The sequence below is a fragment of the Klebsiella sp. M5al genome (assembly GCF_002090195.1).
Taxonomy (GTDB): Bacteria; Pseudomonadota; Gammaproteobacteria; order Enterobacterales; family Enterobacteriaceae; genus Klebsiella; species Klebsiella grimontii.
In genome coordinates this window covers 3,803,452-3,825,990 of the sequence record NZ_CP020657.1, presented here as the reverse complement: position 1 = coordinate 3,825,990, position 22,539 = coordinate 3,803,452, and the positions used below count along the sequence as shown (strand labels likewise).

Genomic DNA, 22,539 nt, shown 5'->3' with positions numbered 1-22,539 from the left:
TTTAGGTTAATGAGACAATCTTAGAACTGGTAGGTGATACCTACAGCGAACTGATCGTCAGTGGCTGCGCCACTTACCGCCGCGTCTTCATCATCGATCAGATTGAATTTGTATGCGGTGTAAACGTTGAAGTTTTTGTTGAAGTAGTACCAGGTACCCAATTCAACGTAGTTCATGATATCCGCATTGGTGTCTTCTTTGGCGCCAAGGTCTTTACCTTTCGCGTAGACATAGCCCAGGGACGGACGCAGGCCGAAATCAAATTGATATTGAACAACGGCTTCGATGTTCTGGGTGTGATTGGCAAAACTGCCAAAAGTCGTTTTCTCCAGCGGAGTCATGTTACGGGATTCGCCATACATGACTGATGCATACAGATTATTTGCATCGTATTTAGCCGCCAGGTTCCAGACTTCAGCTGTTTCGCCCCGCTTGTCCGCAGCTTGCTCATCAGTACGATCGGAGTTGCTGTAGGCGCCAACGAAACCGAAGCCGTCGATGTTGTAGTTAACGGAGAAACCGAAACCGTCACCGTTTGATTTTTTCGCGGTGGTGTCGTTATTTTTACCCTGATACTGCAGAGCAAAGTTAAGGCCATCAACCATGCCGAAGAAGTCGGTATTACGGTAGGTTGCAACACCGTTGGTACGACCGGTCATGAAGTTGTCGGTGTAAACCAGGCCGTCGCCGCCCCACTCAACCAGCATATCGGTATAACCTGCCGCGTCATAAACCACGCCGTCGTTACGACCATAATCGAATGAACCGTAGTCGCTGAATTTCAGACCGGCGAATGCTAAACGGGTAGCGCTGCCCTGCTGACCTTCCGGTTTGTCCGCTTTGATGTTGTATTCAAACTGGCCATAACCGGTCAATTCGCTGCTAATCTGGGTTTCGCCTTTAATGCCGAAACGCGCATAGGAGGTATCGTCAGAATTGTTGTTGTCGCCATCATGGGTCATGATGTGTTCGCCAACCATTTTGCCGTAGAAATCCAGTTTGTTGCCGTTCTTATTATAGATTTCTGCTGCATTAGCCGCGCCAGCGACTAATAAAGCTGGAACCAGAATTGCCAGTACTTTTCTTTTCATTATATATTCCCTTTTAATCATAATTAATATGAATTGTGTCATTCCTTCCGGGGTGACTATTTGATACTAGCGATTAAGTTCATTTTTCTTTAAATTAAATATGTAACTAAATTATATCTAATATTACAAAATGTTTCCGTTATATTCATTATATTAAAATTATATTGTTTTGTGATAATTTATTTCCCGCATTTATGGCTTTTAATAACATAGACTTATGCTTCTTCGTTGATTGGATTTTGTTGTAGATAAGTTTCATGCATCCTATATGTTGTTATTTAATATTTATTTTACGAATAATTGTTTCGCACGTCTTTAAACGTAGGTTTATCTTTCAGAGGATGATCTGAGTAAGAGTAATGACTGGTGAAATGCGGATCGGAGGAGGGTGAGTGAAAAAGAGCCAGAAATTAAATGCCATTCATAAATTTGTATTATTTAAAAATGGAATAAATTCATTGAATATATAGCCGGCATTATGACAAAGAAGCTGGATGATGCACAAAAATGCATCGGGTAGAGAGATCTGCTGCCTTGCAAGAATTTTCGCTATATAATGTGATGGATATCACTATTTTTGACTGGCAAGTGATGTTGCTTGTTGAGTTCACGGAGAGCAAATGAATGGAAGATAAAGCGAAAAGAAGTCCTGGTGGGAAACTGGCGCTGTGGGCATTTTATGCTTTTTGTGGTTATTTCCTCTGGGCGATGGCGCGTTACTGGTGGGTTGTCGGGCAGATTCAAAGCGTGCCCGGCGCTACGATTGATGGCGAACTTGGTTCAACGGCAGGGAAATGGATTGGCGCTCTGTTGGGATTTCTGGTGTTAGGCATCGTGGGGGCCATTCTTGGCGCAATTGCCTGGTACACGCGCCCTAATGCGCAGATCTATGAACATCACGAATAAAGTTGCTATGCTCGTTGCTGGCCTGTTACCTAAGGAACGTGCATGGACCTTTTTCACTGGCAGCAACGATTTGAAACCTGGCTAACCGAACATCACGCGCGAGGGGATGCGGCTCATGATATTTCGCATTTCCGCCGGGTATGGGCTACAGCGCAGCGGTTGGCCGAAGATACGGATGCTGACCGTCTGGTGATCCTGACCGCCTGCTATTTTCATGACATCGTCAGCCTGGCGAAAAACCATCCTGAGCGTAGCCGCTCTTCTGCGATGGCGGCGGAAAAAACGCTGGCTATCCTCCAGTCAGCTTTTCCTGATTTCCCCGCTGAACGCTACGCGGCGGTTTTACACGCTATTGAAGCGCACAGTTTTAGCGCGGCGATTGCTCCGCGAAGCGAAGAAGCGAAAATCGTTCAGGACGCCGATCGACTCGAGGCGTTGGGGGCGATTGGCCTGGCGCGCGTTTTTGCCGTGTCCGGCGCGCTGAACAATATCTTGTTTGATGCCAGCGATCCCTTTGCCGACCGGCGGGAATTGAATGATAAAACCTACGCGCTGGATCACTTCCAGTGCAAGCTGTTGCGTTTACCGCAAACGATGCAGACTGAAAAGGGCCGGGCAATGGCGATACACAATGCGCGCTTTCTGGTGCAGTTTATGGCCAAGCTCAGCGCGGAGCTTCGTGGAGACCCGATGGCTATTGATGACGAGGTTTTGCAGCGCTTTAACCCACTCGCGTAAAACTGGCTGCGCTATTTATGGTAACCTCTGCAAAAATAGTCGGGCTGGTTGAGGTTATGGCGCAAAATTTATCCAAGGAAAATCCCCCGTCTTTGAAGGTTGAACATACCGGAGAAGATGCGCAGGCGCTATTGCGCCAGCTGATGGCGATATATGATGTCAAAACGCTGGTCGCGCAGCTGGTTGCCGTCGGCGAGCAGCACTGGAGCCCGGCTATACTGAAGCGCGTTGCGACGGTAACGCGCGCGGCAGGTCGTATAACTGCGCAGGAGCAGGCCCACCTGCGCACGCTCTTGCCGCAGCCGCCTGCGCATCATCCGCATTATGGATTCCGCTTTGTCGATCTGTTTGCCGGTATCGGCGGCATTCGTCATGGTTTCGAGGCGATTGGCGGGCAATGCGTGTTTACCAGCGAGTGGAATAAACATGCGGTGCGCACCTATAAAGCCAACTGGTACTGCGATCCTGAGCAGCATTGTTTCAATGAAGATATCCGCGACGTCACGTTGAGCCATCTCCCCGAGGTGAGCGATGAAGACGCGGCGCAGCACATTCGCCAGACAATCCCGCAGCATGATGTTCTGCTGGCCGGCTTTCCCTGCCAGCCTTTTTCGCTCGCCGGCGTATCGAAGAAGAATGCCCTTGGCCGCGCCCACGGATTTGCCTGCGAAACGCAGGGGACGCTGTTCTTTGACGTAGTCAGGATTATCGCCGCCCGGCAGCCGCCGATATTTGTTCTGGAGAACGTCAAAAACCTGAAGAGCCACGATAAGGGGCGGACGTTTCGTATCATTATGCAGACGCTGGATGAGCTGGGTTATGAGGTTGCTGATGCGGCGCATACCGGAGCGGATGATCCGAAAGTGATCGACGGGCGTCATTTTTTACCTCAGCACCGGGAACGCATTGTGCTGGTGGGTTTTCGGCGCGACCTCAAGCTGCATGAGGGATTCACCCTGCGCGATATCGCCACTCTCTATCCCTCCGTTCGCCCAACTTTCGGCGAGCTGCTGGAACCCGTGGTTGACGACAAATTTATCCTCACCAGAGTGCTGTGGAAATATCTCTATCGCTATGCGCGCAAGCATCAGGAGCGAGGGAACGGTTTTGGCTACGGGCTCGTTGACCCCAAGAATCCGCGCAGCGTGGCGCGTACGCTGTCTGCCCGCTACTACAAAGATGGCGCGGAGATCCTTATCGATCGCGGTTGGGATCGGCCTTTAGGCGAAAAGTCTTTTGACGATGCGGAGAACCAGCTTCGGCGTCCGCGTCGGTTGACTCCCCGCGAGTGCGCGCGTCTGATGGGATTTGAAGCGCCGCAGGGATACCATTTTCGTATTCCGGTATCGGATACCCAGGCCTATCGCCAGTTTGGCAATTCGGTTGTCGTGCCGGTCTTTGCGGCGGTAGCGAAGCTGCTGGCGCCGCGTATAGCAAGAGCGGTGGCTTGCCGTGAGCAAGAGATTGACCATGGCCGATGTCCACGATAAAGCCACCCGCAGTAAAAACATGCGCGCGATCGGCACCCGCGATACGGCGATTGAAAAACGGCTGGCGGGACTGCTGGCGCGTGCAGGATTTTCCTTTACCGTGCAGGATGCCGCGCTGCCCGGCCGCCCGGATTTTGTGGTGGCCGAGTATCAGTGCGTTATCTTTACCCACGGCTGCTTCTGGCATCATCATAATTGCTACCTGTTTAAGGTCCCCGCGACGCGAACTGAGTTCTGGCTGGATAAAATAGCCAAAAACGTGGCGCGCGATCGCCGTGATATCGGCCTTCTGGCGGAGCAGGGATGGCGAGTGCTGGTGGTCTGGGAGTGCGCGCTGCGAGGGCGCCAGAAGCTCAGCGACGAAGCGCTGGGGGAACGGCTGGAGGAGTGGATCTGCGGCGGAGGGAACTGCGCGCAGATCGATACGCAAGGTATAGGTCTGTTAGACGTTACTTCTGCGCCTTACAGGAGGTGATGTCGCGGCGAGCCGGAAGCAGGTACTTGCCGAGCGTGACCAGAACGACGGCGAAGATGATGATTCCCAGCGCCAGCCACTCTACGGCGGATAAGCTTTCGCCGGCAAAACCGGTGCCCAACAGCACGGCGACCACCGGGTTAACGTAGGCGTAGCTGGTCGCCACGGCAGGTGTAACGTTGCGAATCAGATACATATAGGCGTTGATGGCGATAAGCGAACCAAAGATCGCCAGATAGGCGACGGCAAAAATGCCGGACCACGACGGCATTTGGGTTAATTTTTCTCCGGTTAGCGTGGAGGCGATCATCAGCACGACGCCTGCCGCCAGCATCTCAATGGCGCCCGCCATCATCCCCGTCGGTAGCTCGATTCGCGAGCCGTAGACGGAACCAAACGCCCAGCTCATTGAACCGATAAGTATTAGCAGCGCGCCCCAGGGGTTACCGTTCAGGTTGCCGCCGCTGTTGAGCAGTACGATCCCCGCGAGACCAATAGCGATACCCAGCCATTCAAGTTTGCGGGTCGCAATACCAAAAAAACGGCTAAAGCACAGGGTGAACAGCGGCACCGTCGCGACCATGACCGCCGCAATACCGGAAGGTACGTGCTGGTGCTCGGCGAGAGTGACAAAACCATTCCCCACGGCCAGTAGTAACACGCCAATCAGCGCCGCGTTGAGCAGGGGCTTTCGCGCAGGGAGCTTATGGCCGGTTGCCAGTAGCCAGGCGGTCAGCACCGCGCCTGCGGAAAGAAAGCGCACGCCAGCCATCATTAGCGGGGGCCAGCTGGCGACGCCGACGGCGATAGCGAAATAGGTGGAACCCCAGATGATATACAGCGCAAACAACGCCCCGATGAGCGGCAACAGCTGACGGGTAGACATACTTCCTCACGACGGTGCAGAGACAGAAAGGGGAGATATAGTAAACGTGAAAACTCGCGTGCTGGCGAGCGCTTTAATTCGCCTGCTATGGTTAAATTTTTGTTGACTATGGACACTGGTGGGCGAAAAAGCGCTTTTGCTTCATACTTCAGGAGGAACAACCATAAATGAAGGAATGCAATTTTGGCGGGAAGTAGTCTATTAACCTTATTGGATGATATTGCCACTTTACTCGATGATATTTCGGTCATGGGGAAACTGGCAGCAAAAAAAACGGCAGGCGTATTGGGAGACGATTTATCGCTTAATGCTCAACAGGTCACCGGCGTGCGGGCCAACCGCGAATTGCCGGTCGTTTGGGGCGTAGCCAAAGGCTCACTGATCAATAAAGTGATCCTGGTACCGCTGGCGTTATTGATCAGCGCTTTTATCCCGTGGGCGATTACCCCGCTGCTGATGCTGGGGGGGGCGTTTCTCTGCTTCGAAGGCGTCGAGAAGGTGCTGCACAGTCTGCAGGCCCGGAAGCATAAAGAGGATCCGCAGGTTCGCCGGCAGCGGCTTGAGGCCCTGGCGAGCCAGGATCCCATGGCTTTTGAACGGGATAAAGTGAAAGGGGCAATACGTACCGATTTTATTCTGTCGGCTGAAATTGTCGCGATTACGCTGGGGATTGTGGCTGAAGCGCCGTTATTAAATCAGATCCTGATTTTGTCCGGCATCGCGCTGCTGGTGACGGTGGGGGTTTACGGTCTGGTGGGGATCATCGTCAAGCTTGATGATATGGGCTACTGGCTGGTGGAGAAAACCAGTTCGCTGGCGCAGTGGTCAGGCAAGGCTTTATTGGCGATTGCGCCCCGCCTGATGAAAGTGTTGTCCATCGTTGGCACGCTGGCGATGTTCCTGGTCGGCGGCGGCATTGTGGTGCACGGTATTACGCCGCTGCACCATGCCATTGAAAATCTGGCCCATGGGCAGAATGCGGTGATTGCCTCGCTGCTGCCAACGGTCGCCAACCTGGTGCTGGGATTCATCATTGGCGCTATTGTGTTGGCCGGTGTGAAAGCGATTGGCGCTCTTCGTCGTCCGGCGAAGTAAATGTGCTCCTGCTCATGCAAAGTGGTTCAGCTTCGTCTAAGGTAAATCTGTTTCTTCCTGATACCGGAGGCAAAAATGGTCTTGTTGGTCAGTGATGAAGTGAGGCGAAAAAACGGTGGCCCCCGCATGGTCGTTACCGGGTTCGCCAGCGGCATGGTGGAGTGCCGCTGGTATGACGGTTACGGCGTTAAGCGCGAGGCGTTTCGTGAGGATGAACTTATTCGCGGAGGGGGAGGGAAGTCGAATCGCACCTGACCCTTTATCAGCGCCCGGCATTCGTCGGGCGTTTTCATAATAGTGATTATTTTACAAACAGGGAGCGTGGATGACGTTTGCTTCTTTAACTGTGCTGCGAGAAAACGATGGATAAGCTGATGTGGGTGGAAAAATTGCGTCAGATTTTAAGCCCCGGATATGTGGTTAACCTCTGTTTTTTTATCGTCTTCTGCTTCTCCACGCTGCTGATATGGCGTGAGATCAAGGTCCTGGAAGAAGCCTACGTTGCAAACCAGCGCAATAATCTTGAAAACGTGGCCCATGAGTTCGACAGTTTGCTGCAGTTTAATATCGACAGAATGATTTTTTTTCGCAACGGTATGCGGTCGGCGTTGGGTACGCCGTTGGATTTTGCCGCGCTGCGCAAGGCCGAAGAGGATTACTTAACAAAGCGGCACGATCCCATATGGTCGGTTGAGATCCATAACCGCCGGACGCTGCCGATCTACGGCGTCGCGGATGCCTTTGTCGACAGCGACGCGCTGCTTTCCCGTGATAATCCCTTTTCCGGAAATGAGCTCATGGCCACACTGGAGCTGGGTTATATGCTGCGTCTGGCCAATAACAACCGTGGATTTGCGAAACGCATGCTGTACGTGTCGCGCAGCGGTTTTTTTACGACGACCGAGCTGCCGAAAAATTCGACGCAGGCGCTGGCTCTCTATTCGCGGGCAACAGGCGCCGCCTGGTTTACCCGACAAACGCAGCGGAATAATCCTGCTCGCGGTATTGTGTGGCAAACGTTTCCCGATGATGAATCGCAGCGCGAAATGCAGGTGGTGACGGCGTCTATTCCGCTTGATTTCCAGCGCTACTGGCTCGGCGTTCTGGCGATGGATTTCTCGGTACAGGAGATGAAAACATTTCTGGTCAATGCGATCAAAACGGGCGAGGAAGGTGAGTACCAGCTTTATGATAATCGACTCAATTTAATTGCCTCCTCCGCGCCGGGCAACGTGCTGACGCTGCTGTCGCCGCGTGAACAGGAGATGCTAAGCCGCGCCTCTTCCCATGAGAATCAGGGCGGAATTCGCCTGGTCACGCGCTATATCAGCTGGGAAAATTTACGCAATTTTGATGGGGTGCTGATCCGTATCCATACTATCCAGGAAGGGGTCCGCGGTGATTTTGGCAGCATCACCATCGCGCTGATGCTGATGTGGTTAATGTTCACTTTGATGCTGCTGATCTCCTGGCTGGTCATTCGTCGAATGGTGCGCAACATGAGCGTGCTGCAGACCTCGCTGGAATGGCAGGCCTGGCATGATGCGCTGACCCGTTTATTAAACCGCGGCGCGCTGTTTGAACGTGCCATTGCGGAAACTCGCCTGAGCGAGCGTCTGAAGCGGCCTGTGGCGGTAATTCAGCTCGATCTGGATTATTTTAAAAGCGTTAACGATCGCTTCGGTCATCACGCGGGGGATCGCGTGCTGTCGCTGGTGGCCAGCACTATCGCCAGCCATATTCGGCAAGGCGATCTGGCGGGGAGGGTTGGCGGGGAGGAGTTTTGTATTGTGCTGCCCAATACCCCGTTAAAAGAAGCGCAGGTGATTGCTGAACGGATCCGTATCCGGATCAATAGCCGCGAAATTTTGCTGGGTAACAGCATTTCTTTGCGTATTACCGCTTCGCTTGGGGTGAGCGGTAGCGATGATACCGGCGAATATAACTTCGAAAATTTGCAGTCAGTCGCCGATCATCGCTTGTATCTGGCCAAGCAGAACGGGCGCGATCGGGTCTGTGCCGAAGGGTGAAAGAAATTTCTCTTGTAAATAAATTGAATTGAAATCATCCACTATGGTTATTTTAGTGAGATTATTCTTAAAAATCGTTTAGCGGCAATCGGACGTTCGTAGAAGAACGAAGGGTTGCAGTCCTTGCCTGGCGAGCTTTGCCAGCGTGGCGGTAATGCTAAGCCACATTTTTCAATAATTTGCTTCATGAATGTTTGTTGTCATGCAAAATAATTGAGGGTAATGTTTGTAGCGCATCGGAAATCCTGGTGTAACGAATTTTCAAGTGCTTCTTGCATTAGCAAGCTTCATCCCGACTCCTGCGAGTCGGGATTTTTTTCGCGCAGAATTCAGCGGTTGGCTTCGGTGACGCTGAAGTCATGGATATCGAGTTCAAAGGCCTCAGCCAGCTCGCGCCAGGTATGGTAATCCCGGCCATCAATACTGACGCGGTGGGGATCGTCTTGCGTACGCTGCACTTCACTTTCGCTGATTTCATTAATCGCCGCCAGCAGGGCGTCAACATCAACGCCGCCTGCGCCATTATTTTCTTTGGCGGTTTTCATTTCGGCTACCTCGCTTAACTCAGATAGGGCCTCTTAAGTATAGACGGTCTACAAAAACAGCAGTTACCGGGCCGGACACTGCGCGATCGCCTGTTTTGTTCTACACTGGCTCAAAAATAGAGGAGATGAGTTATGCAGGTAAACGATCGTGTCACGGTGAAGACCGATGGCGGCCCACGTCGATCGGGTGTTGTGCTGGCGATAGAGTCGTTTAGCGAAGGGGTGATGTATCTGGTTTCGCTGGAAGATTATCCGCTCGGCATCTGGTTTTTTAACGAGAACGGGCATCCCGACGGTATTTTCGTTGAGCGGGACGAGTGACTTGCCGTAAGTGAACTGGCGGCAGCGGCCGCCAGCGTCTTTCAACGCAGGTTGACATGAATTCCGGACGTGATGTTTTCAGTCAGTCGTACGATGTGATAAATCACCTGTTTATTGTGGGTGTGAATTTTCTTTTTAATATTGCCCTTGTGCGATGAGACGGTCTTCGCCTTAATGTTCATCTGCGCTGATATGTGCGAGGTTCCGTGACCAGCCATCCACATCTGCAGCATATTTGACTCGGTCTGGCTTAAAGACAGCGTGGGGATATTAAGCCGGGCGGCACGATAGTTCTCATATTTCAGGCGGATGGCGAGAATGTCATCGAGGTCTTTTTCGGTCAGAGATTTAGAGCAAATAAGTAAGTTTTTGCGCACCAGCAGGTAGTGGTTGAAATGAATATTCGCCAGCGACATAAAGATCACAAATAGCGTCGCAGGATACTGGCTAATGATTTGCCGGATTAGCTGGTTGCTGTCTTCATGATGAATAAAGCAATCTTCGTTGATAAATACCACTGAAGGTCGGCTGGTCTCACAGAGGGCTTTCAGGCTTGGCGCACTGTGTACTTCAGTGATATCTCGCTTCCTTACCCCCCTGCCAGTGAGGTACCCGGTTAATCCCAGCCGGGTGAAGCTGCACAAATCCATAATAATCGTTGACATGACCCATCCTCAATCAACACGTAACGATAATTTATTCCTCGCCGACAAGCGATGAAGTCCATTTAGTTAGCAATTAAAACGACTGCTGCCATGAAACCATTAGGCAGCCTGAACTATTTCGTATAAGCCCCATAATTTGCCAGGAATATTCTCAAAGTAAAGGCTACAAATCGCTATGTGGAGGAAATAAAAACATTAAATACCCGTCATATATAGGATGGCCATTATGGCGGTATTTTAAAATAGGATTATCCTTATATTGAATGGTTAAAATAACATCTTCTGATTTATCGGTTTTATAAGATGAGTAAGAATAACTTAACATTCGAAGGCAATTTTTAGCCATATTGGCTGAGCCGGCCGCGTCTTGCTGCGCCGCTCCCCGATCCGGGAAGGGTGGCGAGCTTAACGCTTTAATGCCACAATGTTTTTTTATCGGTTTGTGGGATGGATGATGAAAAAGATAGTGTTTGCTGCAGCTCTGCTGACCCTCGCCGGGTGCGTTCAGGTTGATAGCTACAGCGATGTTGTTAAAGCGCCAGCGCCGACAGGGCTGGAAGGATACTGGCAATCGGCAGGCCCGCAGAGCGAGATGATGAGCCCGGAGGCGATCGCCAGCCTGATAGTGACTAAACAGGGTGACACGCTTGACTGTCGTCAGTGGCAGCGGGTCATCGTCCTGCCGGGGAAATTAATGAAGCGTGATGACGCGGTTTATAACGTCACCTCCGCTTTGGACGTCTATCCGATTGAGCGCGAAGGCGATACCCTGAGCTACGATCGGATGACGCTTAAAAGGGTGGATCGTCTCACCCCGGAGTGTGAACTGGCACGGAAAAAAGCGTCGGCGGATAAAAACGGACAATAAGCTTTTTGCGGGCTGAAAACCTTCTCAGCCCGCGGTGTTTCCCCGTATTTTACAGCACCTCTTCAATAACCCAGACGCTGACGCTGCCGCCGTTACAGGTAAAGATGCCGTTTCCTTCATCGTCGGTTTCAATGACCTCCTCACGGTTGCCGAGAAAATCCCGCCAGCGTTTATTACGGTAGTTTTCGCCCAGAGGCAGCGTTTTTTCGCCGTCGTCGCCGTTGGAAAGCACCACCACGCAGCCCGGATCGTCCTCGGTGCCGCTTCGGCTGAAGGCGATACAGTTCGGATGGTCGAACCACAGCGTTTGTACGCCGTGAGCAAAACGCTGACGGGCATCGATCAGCTCATGTAATTGCTCGATCACCGGCATCTCAATGGCGTAGGTCTCGCCGTCGCCGCCGGTATCCTCATAGCTGGCGCCGAACAGATCGGCATAAAAGACTGACGGAACGCCGTTCTCACGTAACAAAATCAGCGCATAGGCCAGCGGCTTGAACCAGGCCTCAACCGGCGCCTCCAGCGCCTGCAGCGGCTGGGTGTCGTGGTTAGTCACCAGAGTCACAGTGTGGAACGGGTCGGCTTCCACCAGCGTGCCGCTAAAAATCTGGCTCATGTCGTAATCGCGACCCTGCCGCGAGGCTTCATGGAATTTCATCTGCAGGGGGGCGTCGAAGAGCATCGTCTTGCCGTCAACCATGGCGATATACTGCTGGAGCTTATCGACTTCATGCGACCAGTATTCCGCGACGATAAACAGCGGTTTTGTCGCGACCTCCTGGACGTGGTCGATCCACTCTTTATAAAACCAGGCGGGGATATGCTTAACCGCATCGAGACGGAAGCCGTCGCAGCCGGTTTGTTCCATCACCCAGCGCGCCCAGTACTTAATCTCCTCGGTCACCGCCCGATTACGAAAGTCGATATTTTCGCCCATCAGATAGTCGAAGTTACCCATCTCATCATCGACCTGATCGTTCCATCCCTCCCCGGTATAGTCGTTGACGATTTTAAACACGCCATCTTCGTCGGGATTCTCGATATGATCGATGCCGCTGAAGCACTTATAATCCCAGATGAATTCAGAGTATTGGCCGGCCCGTACCGGGAAGGTGTAGCGCGTCCAGGCTTCACACTCAACAATCTCATCGGCGATCTGCGTGCGGTCGTTTTGATCAACACGCTGAATGCGTACCGGCTCTTTCTCATCCGCGCCCATTTTATGGTTGACCACCACGTCGAGCAGCACGGCGATATCGTGCTGGCGCAGCGCGGCGATAGCGGCCAGTAGCTGGGTTTTATCGCCGTATTTAGTGGCGACAGACCCCTTTTGATCGAACTCGCCGAGATCAAACAGATCGTAGCAGTCATAACCGACCGAATATCCTCCGGAGGCTCCCTTATAAGCTGGGGGCAGCCAAATCATATTGATACCGATTTCATTGAGGTTCGGCGCCAGGGCCTCGACTTCACGCCATAATTCGCCGCCGGTGGGGTAGTACCAGTGAAAGCACTGCAGTAACGTGGGGTTTTTCATCTTCCATGCTCCAGACGTCATCAAGCTGACTATTGCAGTATGAGAGATATCCAGCAAAATGCAGACGTTTCGCCTACGTTTTCCCTATGCCCTAAAAGGCATCATATATAATAATTTGGAATAAGATGTAGCGTATCGATGTTGGTGACCGGGGCTAAACGCCTTACACTATTGCAAAATATCACTCTGTTAGGGGTATCTATGAAATTAGCACTTCTGGGTCGTCAGGCGCTGATGGGCGCAATGGCCGTTGTATTAATGGCTGGCGTCAGCGCAAAAACCTTTGCGGCTGAAAATCTGCTCAATCAGGTTAAAGAGCGCGGCACGTTACGCGTTGGCCTGGAAGGGACTTATCCGCCATTCAGCTACCAGGGAGATGACGGTAAGCTGACCGGTTTCGAGGTGGATTTTGCTAACGAGCTGGCAAAACACCTTGGGGTGAAAGCTGACCTTAAACCCACTAAGTGGGACGGCATGCTGGCTTCGCTGGATTCTAAACGTATCGATGTGGTGATCAACCAGGTCACTATTTCCGATCAGCGTAAGAAAAAATATGACTTCTCTACGCCGTACACCATCTCCGGGATTCAGGCGCTGGTGAAGAAAGGTAACGAAGGCGTGATCAAAACCGCTGCCGACCTGAAAGGTAAGAAAGTTGGCGTTGGCCTGGGCACCAACTATGAAGAGTGGCTGCGCCAGAACGTACAGGGCGTCGACATTCGTACTTATGATGATGACCCGACGAAATATCAGGATCTGCGCGTAGGCCGTATCGACGCTATCCTGGTTGACCGCCTGGCGGCGCTGGATCTGGTGAAGAAAACCGGCAATACCCTGGCTGTAACCGGGGAAGCTTTCTCCCGCCAGGAGTCCGGCGTTGCGCTGCGTAAAGGTAATGAAGACCTGCTGAAAGCGGTTGATGGCGCCATTGCGGATATGCAAAAAGACGGCACCCTGAAGGCGCTGTCGGAAAAATGGTTTGGCGCTGACGTGACGAAGTAACGACCGGCGATGAAAAAAGGCGCTCTTGATAGCGCCTTTTTTTATTTCGTGCGCCATAGCGTGCATAATCAAGGATAACTCAGTCAGGAGGTATTATGTCACTGCAAAATTTAACCCTTTTCCCGCGTCTGGAACTGATTGGCGCGCCGACGCCGCTTGAATATCTGCCGCGCTTGTCCGATTACCTTGGCCGCGAAATCTTTATCAAGCGTGATGATGTGACCCCGCTTGCGATGGGCGGCAACAAACTGCGTAAGCTTGAGTTCCTGGCGGCTGATGCGCTGCGGGAGGGGGCGGATACGCTGATTACCGCAGGGGCCATCCAGTCCAACCACGTGCGCCAGACGGCGGCCGTGGCGGCAAAACTGGGCCTGCACTGCGTGGCGCTGCTGGAAAACCCAATCGGCACCCGGGCCGAGAACTACCTGACTAACGGTAACCGTCTGCTGCTTGACCTGTTTAATACTCAGGTCGAAATGTGCGACGCGTTGACCGATCCGAATGCGCAGCTGGAAGAGCTGGCGACCCGTATCGAGGCTCAGGGCTACCGTCCGTACACGATCCCGGTTGGCGGTTCGAACGCGCTGGGCGCGCTGGGCTACGTGGAGAGCGCGCTGGAAATTGCCCAGCAGTGCGAAGGAGCGGTTGAGCTCTCCTCCGTGGTCGTCGCGTCCGGCAGCGCCGGTACGCATGCGGGCCTCGCCGTGGGGCTTGAGCAACTGATGCCCAATGCCGAGCTTATCGGCGTGACCGTGTCGCGCAAGGTGGCCGACCAGCTGCCGAAAGTGGCTGCGCTGCAGCAGGCGGTGGCCAATAGCCTGGAGCTGGAGGCAAAGGCTGGGATTCAGCTCTGGGATGACTACTTTGCGCCGGGTTACGGGACGCCGAACGACGAAGGGATGGCCGCTGTGAAGCTACTGGCGCAGCTGGAAGGTATCCTGCTGGATCCGGTTTATACCGGGAAGGCGATGGCTGGACTGATTGATGGCATCAGCCAGAAACGCTTTAAGGATGAAGGCCCAATACTGTTTGTTCACACCGGCGGCGCCCCCGCGCTGTTCGCCTATCATCCTCATATCTAATGCAGAACACATAGAATGCAAGAGAGTATCCAACTGGTGATCGATTCTGCGCCTTTTCTGCTGAAAGGCGCGGTATTTACCCTACAGCTCAGCATCGGCGGCATGTTTTTTGGCCTGGTGCTGGGGTTTATTCTGGCGCTGATGCGTATGTCGCCCGTCTGGCCGATTAAGTGGCTGGCGCGGATGTACATTTCCATCTTTCGCGGAACGCCGCTGATAGCGCAGCTGTTCATGATCTATTACGGCTTGCCGCAGTTTGGCATTGAGCTGGATCCTATTCCCGCGGCGATGATCGGCCTGTCGCTCAATACGGCGGCCTACGCGGCGGAAACGCTGCGCGCAGCGATTGCCTCGATTGATAAAGGGCAATGGGAGGCGGCAGCGAGTATCGGGATGACGCGCTGGCAGGCGATGCGCCGCGCTATTCTTCCCCAGGCGGCGCGCGTGGCGCTACCGCCGCTGTCCAACAGTTTTATCAGCCTGGTGAAAGATACGTCGCTGGCGGCGACGATCCAGGTGCCGGAACTGTTCCGCCAGGCCCAGTTGATCACTTCCCGGACGCTGGAGGTTTTCACCATGTACCTGGCCGCTTCGCTTATCTACTGGGTAATGGCAACGGTGCTTTCTACGCTGCAGAACTATTTTGAAAATCAGCTGAACCGCCAGGAGCGAGATCCAAAATGAGTGCGATTGAAGTCAAAAACCTGGTGAAAAAATTCCATGGCCAAACGGTGCTCCACGGTATCGACCTTGAGGTTCAACAGGGTGAAGTGGTGGCGATCATCGGTCCCAGCGGGTCGGGGAAAACGACGCTGCTGCGCAGCATTAATCTCCTGGAGCAGCCGGAAAGCGGCACGATTCGCGTTGGCGACGTGACGATCGATGCCGCGCGCAGCATTAACCAGCAAAAAGCGGCGATTCGTCGTCTGCGTCAGCATGTGGGCTTTGTGTTTCAGAATTTTAATCTGTTCCCCCATCGTACAGTGTTGGAAAACATTATCGAAGGGCCAGTCATCGTCAAAGGGGAGGATAAAAATGAATCCATCGCCCGGGCGCGTGAACTGCTCACGAAAGTTGGGCTTACCGGTAAAGAGAATAGCTACCCGCGCCGTTTGTCCGGCGGACAGCAGCAGCGCGTGGCGATAGCTCGCGCGCTGGCGATGCGTCCCGATGTCATTCTATTTGATGAGCCAACGTCGGCGTTAGATCCGGAGCTGGTCGGTGAGGTCCTCAATACCATTCGCCAACTGGCTCAGGAGAGGCGCACGATGGTTATCGTGACCCATGAAATGAGCTTTGCCCGTGACGTTGCGGACCGTGCTATTTTTATGGATCAGGGGCGCATCGTTGAACAGGGAGAAGCGAAATCCCTGTTTGCTAACCCTCAGCAGGCGCGTACCCGGCAGTTCCTCGAAAAATTCCTGATGCAATAATTTCTTTGCGCTGGCCGCATTCGCTCAGGCGGATGCGGCAGGCCGCGAAGAATTTCCGCTTTATCAGCAAAAAAGCCTCCCCAGATATTGGCGCTCATCAACGGCGATACATCTGTCAAGGTTTTGTGCCACGTCAATTGGCATAATTTTTTAACGCGTCTGGCGCTTTTGCCAACCGCAGTCTAATAAATGCGGTGGCTACCATTTTTTATACATATAAGCAGGATTTATGTGTTAGTTTTATGTATTTATAATAATGATTATCACTCAGGAGTTATTTGGTCAGTTATGAGGGACAATGATTTTTTCAGCTGGCGGCGGGAAATGCTGCAACAATTTCAGTCAGTTTCTGCAGGCGAGGGGGTTTTTCATCTTCTCCAGCAGCAGGCAAAAGGGCTGGAATATGACTACTTCGCACTCTGCGTACGGCATCCCGTGCCTTTTACTCGCCCCAGGGTGACGCTGCAATCAACCTATCCGCAGGCCTGGATGGCGCATTATCAAGCCGAGAATTATTTTGCGATCGACCCGGTACTGCGTAAGGAGAATTTTCTTCGTGGGCATTTGCCCTGGAACGATAAGCTATTCAATGATACGCCTGAATTATGGAACGGCGCGCGCGACCACGGATTACGCAAGGGCGTGACGCAGTGTCTGACGCTGCCTAACCATGCTCAGGGATTCCTGTCGGTTTCAGGCGCAAGCCATAGCCAGGGCCCTTTTGCGGAAGACGAACTGGAGATGCGCTTAAGAACCCTAACCGAATTGAGCCTGCTGACGCTATTGCGCCTGGAGGACGAGATGGTTATGCCGCCGGAAATGAAATTTAGTCGACGTGAACTGGAAATTTTGAAATGGACAGCAGAAGGGAAAACCTCGGCTGAGGTCGCAATGATTCTGTCTATCTCTGAAAATACCGTCAATTTCCACCAGAAGAATATGCAGCGAAAATTCAATGCGCCAAACAAAACCCAAATTGCCTGCTACGCCGTAGCGACGGGCTTAATTTGATTTAATTGGTTGTTCTGCGTGCCAGACGTAAGACCGGCTGTTAGTAATACCTTCAGCCGGTAAATGATTACTGACGATATGCCTGTTTAATTTGCTTAACGGTGCTGGAGAATACGGCAGCCTGAGCCTCATCTTCCATCTGCGCGATTTGCTTTTCCATTTTAATAATCACGCGGCCTGCATCAGCCTGACCCATGGCCTGCAGCATCAGCGTTATCATTGCTTTCAGGCACGAAACTTCCTGTGCCAGTTCTTGATTATTTTCCGCAGTGGAAAAATCTGGTGTGCTCATCGATATCCTCGGTTGCTTTCTGCGCAAATGCGCATGACTAAAAGTGAAGGCGGCGCAGTATACCACAAGCAAAGGAAAAAAAAGGAGTGCTGGATTTCCGTTCTCTCATCCGAATGGTGAATGATTTAATTCACTGAATAATACGTATTCATGAGGTCTAAGCGGGCTAATTTTTTCGTGGCGCTGTTTTCGTGTTAATAATTGTTACATATTCAGGCGCTTATTTATCACCTACGCAATGTGTTGTGTTTTTACGTAATCTGTATGATGAATGTTAAAAAATAACTATTGCACAACTCTATGTTATGTATGGCTTTCCAGCAGGTGTGCAGACAAATTTCCATCGCGGCGGAAGAAATCTTTCCAACAACATTTTTTGGCTTTTAAAATTAGGTTAAAACCCGGTAATATGTGGGAGATAAGCTATCAGTAGCGTTATCCCTAATTCTGGAGAATATTCCTTTGATCAACGTCCTTCTTGTTGATGACCACGAACTGGTGCGCGCAGGGATACGACGCATTCTGGAAGATATAAAAGGGATTAAAGTTGCCGGCGAGGCCTGCTGCGGTGAAGATGCCGTGAAATGGTGCCGCGCGAATCCCGTAGATGTTGTCCTGATGGATATGAACATGCCGGGTATCGGGGGCCTTGAGGCCACGCGAAAAATTGCCCGTTCCGTTGCCGATGCTAAAGTCATTATGCTTACCGTCCATACGGAAAATCCGCTGCCGGCAAAAGTGATGCAGGCTGGCGCCGCAGGTTACCTTAGTAAAGGCGCCGCGCCGCAAGAGGTCGTGAATGCGATTCGCTGCGTGGCGTCAGGCCAGCGTTACATCGCCTCTGATATCGCCCAGCAGATGGCGCTTAGCCAGATCGAACCAGAAAAGGCGGAGTCGCCGTTTGCCAGTTTGTCTGAGCGAGAATTGCAGATTATGCTAATGATTACCAAAGGTCAGAAGGTCAATGAGATCTCAGAGCAGCTGAATCTGAGTCCGAAGACCGTGAATAGCTATCGTTACCGCATGTTCAGTAAATTGAATATTCATGGTGATGTGGAGCTGACGCACCTGGCAATTCGCCATGGCCTGTGCAATGCGGAGTCGTTAGCAAGTCAGTGAGTGATGTTTTTGACGCAAAAGCTTTCCTGAAAACAGTGACCAGCCAGCCGGGCGTCTATCGGATGTATGATGCTGGCGGTACTGTCATCTATGTAGGCAAAGCAAAAGATCTGAAAAAGCGGCTTAGCAGCTATTTCCGTAGCAACCTGGCTTCGCGTAAAACCGAAGCGCTGGTGGCGCTTATCGCCCAGATAGACGTCACGGTGACCCACACCGAAACGGAAGCGCTGCTGCTTGAGCACAACTACATCAAGCTATACCAGCCGCGTTACAACGTGCTGCTGCGCGATGATAAATCCTATCCCTTTATTTTCCTTAGCGGTGATACGCATCCTCGCCTGGCGACGCATCGCGGGGCGAAGCACGCTAAAGGTGAATATTTTGGCCCGTTCCCTAACGGTTACGCGGTTCGCGAAACCTTAGCGCTGCTGCAAAAAATCTTCCCCATCCGCCAATGTGAGAATAGCGTTTATCGCAACCGCTCGCGGCCGTGCCTGCAGTATCAAATTGGCCGCTGTCTGGGGCCGTGCGTCGCGGGACTGGTGAGCGAGGAAGAGTATGCCCAGCAGGTCGACTACGTACGCCTGTTCCTTGCAGGTAAAGACGATCAGGTGCTGACCCAACTGATTGCCCGCATGGAAAAAGCCAGCCAGGCGCTGGAGTTTGAAGAGGCGGCGCGGATCCGCGACCAGATTCAGGCCGTACGCCGGGTTACGGAGAAGCAGTTCGTCTCCAATACCGGGGACGATCTGGACGTTATCGGCGTGGCGTTTGATGCCGGAATGGCGTGCGTCCACGTGCTTTTCATACGCCAGGGGAAAGTTCTTGGTAGCCGCAGCTATTTCCCCAAAGTGCCCAATGGCACCGAGCTGGGTGAAGTGGTGGAAACGTTTGTCGGGCAGTTCTATTTACAGGGCAGCCAGATGCGTACGCTGCCGGGCGAGATCCTGCTGGATTTCAACCTCGGCGACAAAACCCTGCTGGCGGATTCACTCTCTGAACTGGCCGGGCGCCGGGTTAACGTACAGACTAAACCCCGCGGCGATCGCGCGCGCTACCTGAAGCTGGCGCGGACTAACGCCGCGACGGCGCTGACCACCAAAATTTCCCAGCATTCGACGATTACCCAACGCCTGCGGGCGCTGGCGACATTGCTCAAGCTTCCCGCCGTCAACCGGATGGAATGCTTTGATATCAGCCATACGATGGGTGAACAGACGGTTGCGTCGTGCGTGGTTTTTGATAGCAACGGGCCGCTGCGAGCGGAGTATCGCCGCTACAATATCACCGGCATCACGCCGGGAGATGATTATGCGGCGATGAACCAGGTTCTGCGTCGTCGTTACGGCAAGGCAATAGAAGAGAATAAAATCCCCGATGTCATACTGATCGACGGCGGTAAAGGCCAGCTTGGGCAGGCGAAAGCGGTTTTTGCCGAGCTGGATGTGCCGTGGGATAAAAATCATCCTCTGCTATTGGGCGTGGCAAAAGGCAGCGATCGTAAAGCGGGGCTGGAGACGTTATTCTTCGAACCGGAAGGCGAGGGCTTTAGCCTGCCGCCGGATTCCCCCGCGCTGCATGTGATTCAGCATATTCGCGACGAGTCGCACGATCACGCCATTACCGGCCACCGTAAAAAACGGGCAAAAGTAAAAAGCACCAGCACGCTGGAAACCATTGAAGGGGTCGGACCAAAACGCCGACAGATGCTGCTGAAATATATGGGCGGTCTGCAGGGGTTGCAGAAAGCCAGCGTGGAAGAAATTGCTAAAGTACCGGGTATATCTCACGGTCTGGCAGAAAAGATCTTCTACTCGTTGAAACATTAGGGGCTCTGTAGCAACATAGGGCTAATTTTTACTTACAACAGATAGTTACCCGTTACTATGCAATTTAATATCCCTACATTGCTTACCCTGTTTCGCGTCATTCTTATTCCTTTCTTTGTACTGGCGTTTTACCTGCCGTTTACCTGGGCGCCTTTTGCCTGCGCGCTAATTTTCTTTGTTGCCGCCGTGACCGACTGGTTTGATGGTTACCTGGCGCGTCGTTGGAATCAGAGCACCCGTTTCGGCGCCTTTCTCGATCCGGTTGCCGATAAAGTTATGGTTGCCATTGCCATGGTGCTGGTTGCCGAGCATTATCATACCTGGTGGGTGACGTTACCGGCCGCCACGATGATCGCGCGTGAAATTATTATCTCCGCACTGCGCGAGTGGATGGCTGAACTGGGCAAGCGCAGCAGCGTCGCGGTATCCTGGATAGGCAAAGTGAAAACCACGGCGCAAATGGCGGCGCTGGTGTGGATGCTGTGGCGGCCAAATATCTGGGTTGAATGGGCGGGGATTGGTCTGTTTCTCGTCGCGGCTGTGCTGACGCTATGGTCTATGCTGCAATATTTGAACGCGGCGCGCGGCGATTTGCTTGATCAGTGATCGTTTCGACGCAATTTTCAGCAAACAACACAAGGTTTTAAAAAATATCGTTGACTCATTGCGCCAGGTAAGTAGAATGCATCGCATCGAACGGCAGCACAGTCTGGCAGACGATAACAAAATCAAGTAATTAGCAAATTAGCTTGATGATGCGGGAATAGCTCAGTTGGTAGAGCACGACCTTGCCAAGGTCGGGGTCGCGAGTTCGAGTCTCGTTTCCCGCTCCAGTTTAGAACATCGGCAGCTGCGGGTGTTAAAGCATTAAGGCGCGTTAGCAAAGCGGTTATGTAGCGGATTGCAAATCCGTCTAGTCCGGTTCGACTCCGGAACGCGCCTCCAATTTCTATCCCGAGCCCGGATGGTGGAATCGGTAGACACAAGGGATTTAAAATCCCTCGGCGTTCGCGCTGTGCGGGTTCAAGTCCCGCTCCGGGTACCATTGGGATAAAGCAGAATAATCAAAGCAATAAGCAGTGTCGTGAAACCACCTACGGGTGGTTTTTTTGTTTTTCTACAACGTCTCTTTTGCCCCTCAACGTCACCTCACTCTATTTTGTCATAGGACAAAACAAGCTTCTGTTGCTACTATCTGCCAGCACTCGATCATTATCTCAATAAGTGGGGATGAAATGTTTACTGGCCTCTGCGCTTTTCCTCTGACTCCGTTCAATCATCACGGCGTTGATGAAACCGCTTTTGCTCGCATTGTTACTCGTCTCGTTGACGCAGCTGTCAATTCTCTCGGCGTGCTCGGCTCCACGGGAAGTTACGCATACCTCAGCCGTGAGCAGAGAATGCAGGTTGTCCGACAGGCAAAATCGCATGCCGGCTCGGTGCCGATGATGGTGGGGATCGGGGCGGTGGGAACCGATCAGGTTCTTCGTCTGGCAGACGATGCCCAGCGGGCGGGTGCGAACGCGCTACTCCTGCCGGTGATGGCTTATCAGCCCCTGTCAGATGAGGAAATTTTGACTTTTTACCAGACCGTTTGTCGCCATGTCTCTGTACCCGTTTGCGTTTACGACAATCCGGTTACTACCCATATTTCTCTGTCCGATGAGCTCAAAAGCGCGTTAGCCGCGCTGCCGGGTATTGCCTCAATGAAAATACCCGGACCCGCCAGCCATGAAGTCGCGCAACGCGTGCAGAGCCTGCGGCGACAGCTCCCGGCCGGGGTGTCTATTGGGATTAGCGGAGACGCCAGCGCGGCCGATGGGCTGAACGCCGGCTGTGCGGTATGGTATTCCGTGTGCGGCGGACTTTTCCCGAACGTTGCCCAAGAGATAGTGGCTGCCGCGAGGCGGGGCGAGGCCCAGCGGGCGACGGCGATAAGCGCCAGGCTGGAGCCGCTGTGGATGCTGTTCCGCAAGTATGGCGGAAGCCTGCGGGTCACTGCCGCCGCGGCGACGATCCTCGGTATGTGCGCTGAGGATTGCTTACCGCGCCCGCTGTTACCGCTCTCGCCGGAGGCCTTTAGCGAGATTGCTGAGACGCTGCGCCGTCTGAACCTTGAGTAGC

At 52.8% G+C, this 22,539-nt stretch carries 24 protein-coding genes and 3 tRNA genes; 21 read left to right on the top strand and 6 right to left on the bottom strand.

Features of this window, described 5'->3' with window-relative positions; translation table 11 throughout:
* Positions 1–20 precede the first annotated feature (20 nt).
* Positions 21–1,091 (bottom strand): porin, encoded by a 1,071-nt coding sequence (locus tag BWI76_RS18435; protein WP_004136580.1) that lies wholly within the window; start codon positions 1,089–1,091, stop codon positions 21–23.
* Positions 1,092–1,715: 624 nt separating this feature from the next.
* Here BWI76_RS18435 and drpB point away from each other — a divergent pair.
* From drpB to BWI76_RS18415, 4 genes are read left to right on the top strand one after another with little or no spacing between them, the layout of a single operon-like run.
* Positions 1,716–1,997, top strand: a complete 282-nt coding sequence (gene drpB / locus BWI76_RS18430; RefSeq protein WP_004136582.1) for a cell division protein DrpB — start codon at positions 1,716–1,718, stop codon at positions 1,995–1,997.
* 42 nt (positions 1,998–2,039) lie between these two features.
* Positions 2,040–2,735, top strand: a complete 696-nt coding sequence (locus tag BWI76_RS18425; RefSeq protein ID WP_004136584.1) for a phosphohydrolase — start codon at positions 2,040–2,042, stop codon at positions 2,733–2,735.
* Between the two features lie 56 nt (positions 2,736–2,791).
* Entirely contained in the window at positions 2,792–4,225 is a 1,434-nt protein-coding gene (locus tag BWI76_RS18420; RefSeq protein ID WP_024359896.1) for a DNA cytosine methyltransferase, read from the top strand.
* Positions 4,206–4,700: a very short patch repair endonuclease gene (locus BWI76_RS18415; protein WP_004136586.1), complete on the top strand. Its 495-nt coding sequence runs from the start codon at positions 4,206–4,208 to the stop codon at positions 4,698–4,700. The genes BWI76_RS18420 and BWI76_RS18415 overlap by 20 nt, the downstream gene beginning before the upstream one ends.
* Here the strand turns inward: BWI76_RS18415 and yedA are convergent.
* Positions 4,675–5,586: a drug/metabolite exporter YedA gene (yedA, locus tag BWI76_RS18410; RefSeq protein ID WP_004136588.1), complete on the bottom strand. Its 912-nt coding sequence runs from the start codon at positions 5,584–5,586 to the stop codon at positions 4,675–4,677. The two genes, BWI76_RS18415 and yedA, sit on opposite strands and share 26 nt — an antisense overlap.
* A gap of 183 nt (positions 5,587–5,769) precedes the next feature.
* Here yedA and BWI76_RS18405 point away from each other — a divergent pair, with 183 nt between their 5' ends.
* From BWI76_RS18405 to dgcQ, 3 genes are all read left to right on the top strand, one after another.
* Positions 5,770–6,681: a DUF808 domain-containing protein gene (locus BWI76_RS18405; protein ID WP_004136590.1), complete on the top strand. Its 912-nt coding sequence runs from the start codon at positions 5,770–5,772 to the stop codon at positions 6,679–6,681.
* A gap of 75 nt (positions 6,682–6,756) precedes the next feature.
* Positions 6,757–6,936, top strand: coding sequence for a YodC family protein (locus tag BWI76_RS18400; RefSeq protein ID WP_004122136.1), 180 nt, complete (start codon positions 6,757–6,759; stop codon positions 6,934–6,936).
* A gap of 107 nt (positions 6,937–7,043) precedes the next feature.
* Positions 7,044–8,711 carry a cellulose biosynthesis regulator diguanylate cyclase DgcQ gene (gene dgcQ / locus BWI76_RS18395; RefSeq protein WP_004136593.1) on the top strand — a complete coding sequence of 556 codons (1,668 nt, stop codon included), beginning with the start codon at positions 7,044–7,046 and terminating at the stop codon, positions 8,709–8,711.
* 329 nt (positions 8,712–9,040) lie between these two features.
* On the opposite strand, the gene yodD is transcribed toward dgcQ, so the two are convergent.
* Positions 9,041–9,256 (bottom strand): YodD family peroxide/acid resistance protein, encoded by a 216-nt coding sequence (gene yodD / locus BWI76_RS18390; RefSeq protein WP_004136598.1) that lies wholly within the window; start codon positions 9,254–9,256, stop codon positions 9,041–9,043.
* 132 nt (positions 9,257–9,388) lie between these two features.
* Here yodD and dsrB point away from each other — a divergent pair, with 132 nt between their 5' ends.
* Positions 9,389–9,577, top strand: coding sequence for a protein DsrB (gene dsrB, locus BWI76_RS18385; protein ID WP_004136599.1), 189 nt, complete (start codon positions 9,389–9,391; stop codon positions 9,575–9,577).
* Between the two features lie 41 nt (positions 9,578–9,618).
* Here the strand turns inward: dsrB and rcsA are convergent, their stop codons facing one another.
* Positions 9,619–10,242, bottom strand: coding sequence for a transcriptional regulator RcsA (rcsA, locus tag BWI76_RS18380; protein ID WP_004136600.1), 624 nt, complete (start codon positions 10,240–10,242; stop codon positions 9,619–9,621).
* 454 nt (positions 10,243–10,696) lie between these two features.
* Between rcsA and yedD the strand changes: the two genes are divergently transcribed.
* A complete protein-coding gene (gene yedD / locus BWI76_RS18375; RefSeq protein ID WP_064343405.1) occupies positions 10,697–11,110 on the top strand; it encodes a lipoprotein YedD in 414 nt (137 codons plus the stop codon).
* 49 nt (positions 11,111–11,159) lie between these two features.
* On the opposite strand, the gene amyA is transcribed toward yedD, so the two are convergent.
* On the bottom strand, positions 11,160–12,647 hold the full coding sequence (gene amyA, locus BWI76_RS18370; protein ID WP_064371576.1) for an alpha-amylase: 1,488 nt from the start codon (positions 12,645–12,647) through the stop codon (positions 11,160–11,162).
* A gap of 201 nt (positions 12,648–12,848) precedes the next feature.
* Here amyA and tcyJ point away from each other — a divergent pair, with 201 nt between their 5' ends.
* From tcyJ to sdiA, 5 genes are all read left to right on the top strand, one after another.
* Positions 12,849–13,649, top strand: coding sequence for a cystine ABC transporter substrate-binding protein (gene tcyJ, locus BWI76_RS18365; protein WP_004136603.1), 801 nt, complete (start codon positions 12,849–12,851; stop codon positions 13,647–13,649).
* 95 nt (positions 13,650–13,744) lie between these two features.
* Positions 13,745–14,731, top strand: a complete 987-nt coding sequence (gene dcyD / locus BWI76_RS18360; RefSeq protein ID WP_024359891.1) for a D-cysteine desulfhydrase — start codon at positions 13,745–13,747, stop codon at positions 14,729–14,731.
* 15 nt (positions 14,732–14,746) lie between these two features.
* The gene (gene tcyL, locus BWI76_RS18355; RefSeq protein ID WP_004103458.1) at positions 14,747–15,415 is read left to right on the top strand and encodes a cystine ABC transporter permease; all 669 of its coding nucleotides are present in this window, start codon (positions 14,747–14,749) and stop codon (positions 15,413–15,415) included.
* The gene (gene tcyN / locus BWI76_RS18350; RefSeq protein ID WP_004122108.1) at positions 15,412–16,164 is read left to right on the top strand and encodes an L-cystine ABC transporter ATP-binding protein TcyN; all 753 of its coding nucleotides are present in this window, start codon (positions 15,412–15,414) and stop codon (positions 16,162–16,164) included. The genes tcyL and tcyN overlap by 4 nt, the downstream gene beginning before the upstream one ends.
* 288 nt (positions 16,165–16,452) lie before the next feature.
* Positions 16,453–17,175, top strand: coding sequence for a transcriptional regulator SdiA (sdiA, locus tag BWI76_RS18345; protein ID WP_024359890.1), 723 nt, complete (start codon positions 16,453–16,455; stop codon positions 17,173–17,175).
* Between the two features lie 67 nt (positions 17,176–17,242).
* Here sdiA and BWI76_RS18340 read toward each other — a convergent pair whose 3' ends face one another.
* The gene (locus BWI76_RS18340) at positions 17,243–17,467 is read right to left on the bottom strand and encodes a DUF2594 family protein (RefSeq protein ID WP_004122104.1); all 225 of its coding nucleotides are present in this window, start codon (positions 17,465–17,467) and stop codon (positions 17,243–17,245) included.
* Positions 17,468–17,929: 462 nt separating this feature from the next.
* Between BWI76_RS18340 and uvrY the strand changes: the two genes are divergently transcribed.
* The 7 genes from uvrY (at position 17,930) to BWI76_RS18305 (ending at position 22,538) form a co-directional block, all read left to right on the top strand.
* Positions 17,930–18,586 carry a UvrY/SirA/GacA family response regulator transcription factor gene (uvrY, locus tag BWI76_RS18335; protein WP_004122102.1) on the top strand — a complete coding sequence of 219 codons (657 nt, stop codon included), beginning with the start codon at positions 17,930–17,932 and terminating at the stop codon, positions 18,584–18,586.
* Positions 18,583–20,415, top strand: a complete 1,833-nt coding sequence (gene uvrC / locus BWI76_RS18330; protein WP_049099988.1) for an excinuclease ABC subunit UvrC — start codon at positions 18,583–18,585, stop codon at positions 20,413–20,415. Before uvrY ends, uvrC begins: the two co-directional genes overlap by 4 nt.
* A gap of 57 nt (positions 20,416–20,472) precedes the next feature.
* The gene (gene pgsA, locus BWI76_RS18325) at positions 20,473–21,021 is read left to right on the top strand and encodes a CDP-diacylglycerol--glycerol-3-phosphate 3-phosphatidyltransferase (protein ID WP_004122100.1); all 549 of its coding nucleotides are present in this window, start codon (positions 20,473–20,475) and stop codon (positions 21,019–21,021) included.
* Positions 21,022–21,172: 151 nt separating this feature from the next.
* Positions 21,173–21,248 (top strand) — tRNA-Gly (locus BWI76_RS18320).
* A gap of 38 nt (positions 21,249–21,286) precedes the next feature.
* Positions 21,287–21,360, top strand: a tRNA-Cys gene (locus tag BWI76_RS18315).
* Positions 21,361–21,373: 13 nt separating this feature from the next.
* A tRNA-Leu gene (locus BWI76_RS18310) sits at positions 21,374–21,460 on the top strand.
* A 190-nt stretch (positions 21,461–21,650) separates the two neighbouring features.
* A complete protein-coding gene (locus tag BWI76_RS18305) occupies positions 21,651–22,538 on the top strand; it encodes a dihydrodipicolinate synthase family protein (RefSeq protein WP_024359888.1) in 888 nt (295 codons plus the stop codon).
* The last annotated feature ends 1 nt before the right edge of the window (position 22,539 follow it).

Coding starts and splice junctions, on each gene's coding strand:
- BWI76_RS18435 (WP_004136580.1), bottom strand. CDS start 1,091: ATGAAAAGAAAAGTACTGGCAATTCTGGTTCCAGCTTTATTAGTCGCT.
- drpB (WP_004136582.1), top strand. CDS start 1,716: ATGGAAGATAAAGCGAAAAGAAGTCCTGGTGGGAAACTGGCGCTGTGG.
- BWI76_RS18425 (WP_004136584.1), top strand. CDS start 2,040: ATGGACCTTTTTCACTGGCAGCAACGATTTGAAACCTGGCTAACCGAA.
- BWI76_RS18420 (WP_024359896.1), top strand. CDS start 2,792: ATGGCGCAAAATTTATCCAAGGAAAATCCCCCGTCTTTGAAGGTTGAA.
- BWI76_RS18415 (WP_004136586.1), top strand. CDS start 4,206: ATGGCCGATGTCCACGATAAAGCCACCCGCAGTAAAAACATGCGCGCG.
- yedA (WP_004136588.1), bottom strand. CDS start 5,586: ATGTCTACCCGTCAGCTGTTGCCGCTCATCGGGGCGTTGTTTGCGCTG.
- BWI76_RS18400 (WP_004122136.1), top strand. CDS start 6,757: ATGGTCTTGTTGGTCAGTGATGAAGTGAGGCGAAAAAACGGTGGCCCC.
- dgcQ (WP_004136593.1), top strand. CDS start 7,044: ATGGATAAGCTGATGTGGGTGGAAAAATTGCGTCAGATTTTAAGCCCC.
- yodD (WP_004136598.1), bottom strand. CDS start 9,256: ATGAAAACCGCCAAAGAAAATAATGGCGCAGGCGGCGTTGATGTTGAC.
- dsrB (WP_004136599.1), top strand. CDS start 9,389: ATGCAGGTAAACGATCGTGTCACGGTGAAGACCGATGGCGGCCCACGT.
- rcsA (WP_004136600.1), bottom strand. CDS start 10,242: ATGTCAACGATTATTATGGATTTGTGCAGCTTCACCCGGCTGGGATTA.
- yedD (WP_064343405.1), top strand. CDS start 10,697: ATGAAAAAGATAGTGTTTGCTGCAGCTCTGCTGACCCTCGCCGGGTGC.
- amyA (WP_064371576.1), bottom strand. CDS start 12,647: ATGAAAAACCCCACGTTACTGCAGTGCTTTCACTGGTACTACCCCACC.
- tcyJ (WP_004136603.1), top strand. CDS start 12,849: ATGAAATTAGCACTTCTGGGTCGTCAGGCGCTGATGGGCGCAATGGCC.
- dcyD (WP_024359891.1), top strand. CDS start 13,745: ATGTCACTGCAAAATTTAACCCTTTTCCCGCGTCTGGAACTGATTGGC.
- tcyL (WP_004103458.1), top strand. CDS start 14,747: ATGCAAGAGAGTATCCAACTGGTGATCGATTCTGCGCCTTTTCTGCTG.
- tcyN (WP_004122108.1), top strand. CDS start 15,412: ATGAGTGCGATTGAAGTCAAAAACCTGGTGAAAAAATTCCATGGCCAA.
- sdiA (WP_024359890.1), top strand. CDS start 16,453: ATGAGGGACAATGATTTTTTCAGCTGGCGGCGGGAAATGCTGCAACAA.
- BWI76_RS18340 (WP_004122104.1), bottom strand. CDS start 17,467: ATGAGCACACCAGATTTTTCCACTGCGGAAAATAATCAAGAACTGGCA.
- pgsA (WP_004122100.1), top strand. CDS start 20,473: ATGCAATTTAATATCCCTACATTGCTTACCCTGTTTCGCGTCATTCTT.
- BWI76_RS18305 (WP_024359888.1), top strand. CDS start 21,651: ATGTTTACTGGCCTCTGCGCTTTTCCTCTGACTCCGTTCAATCATCAC.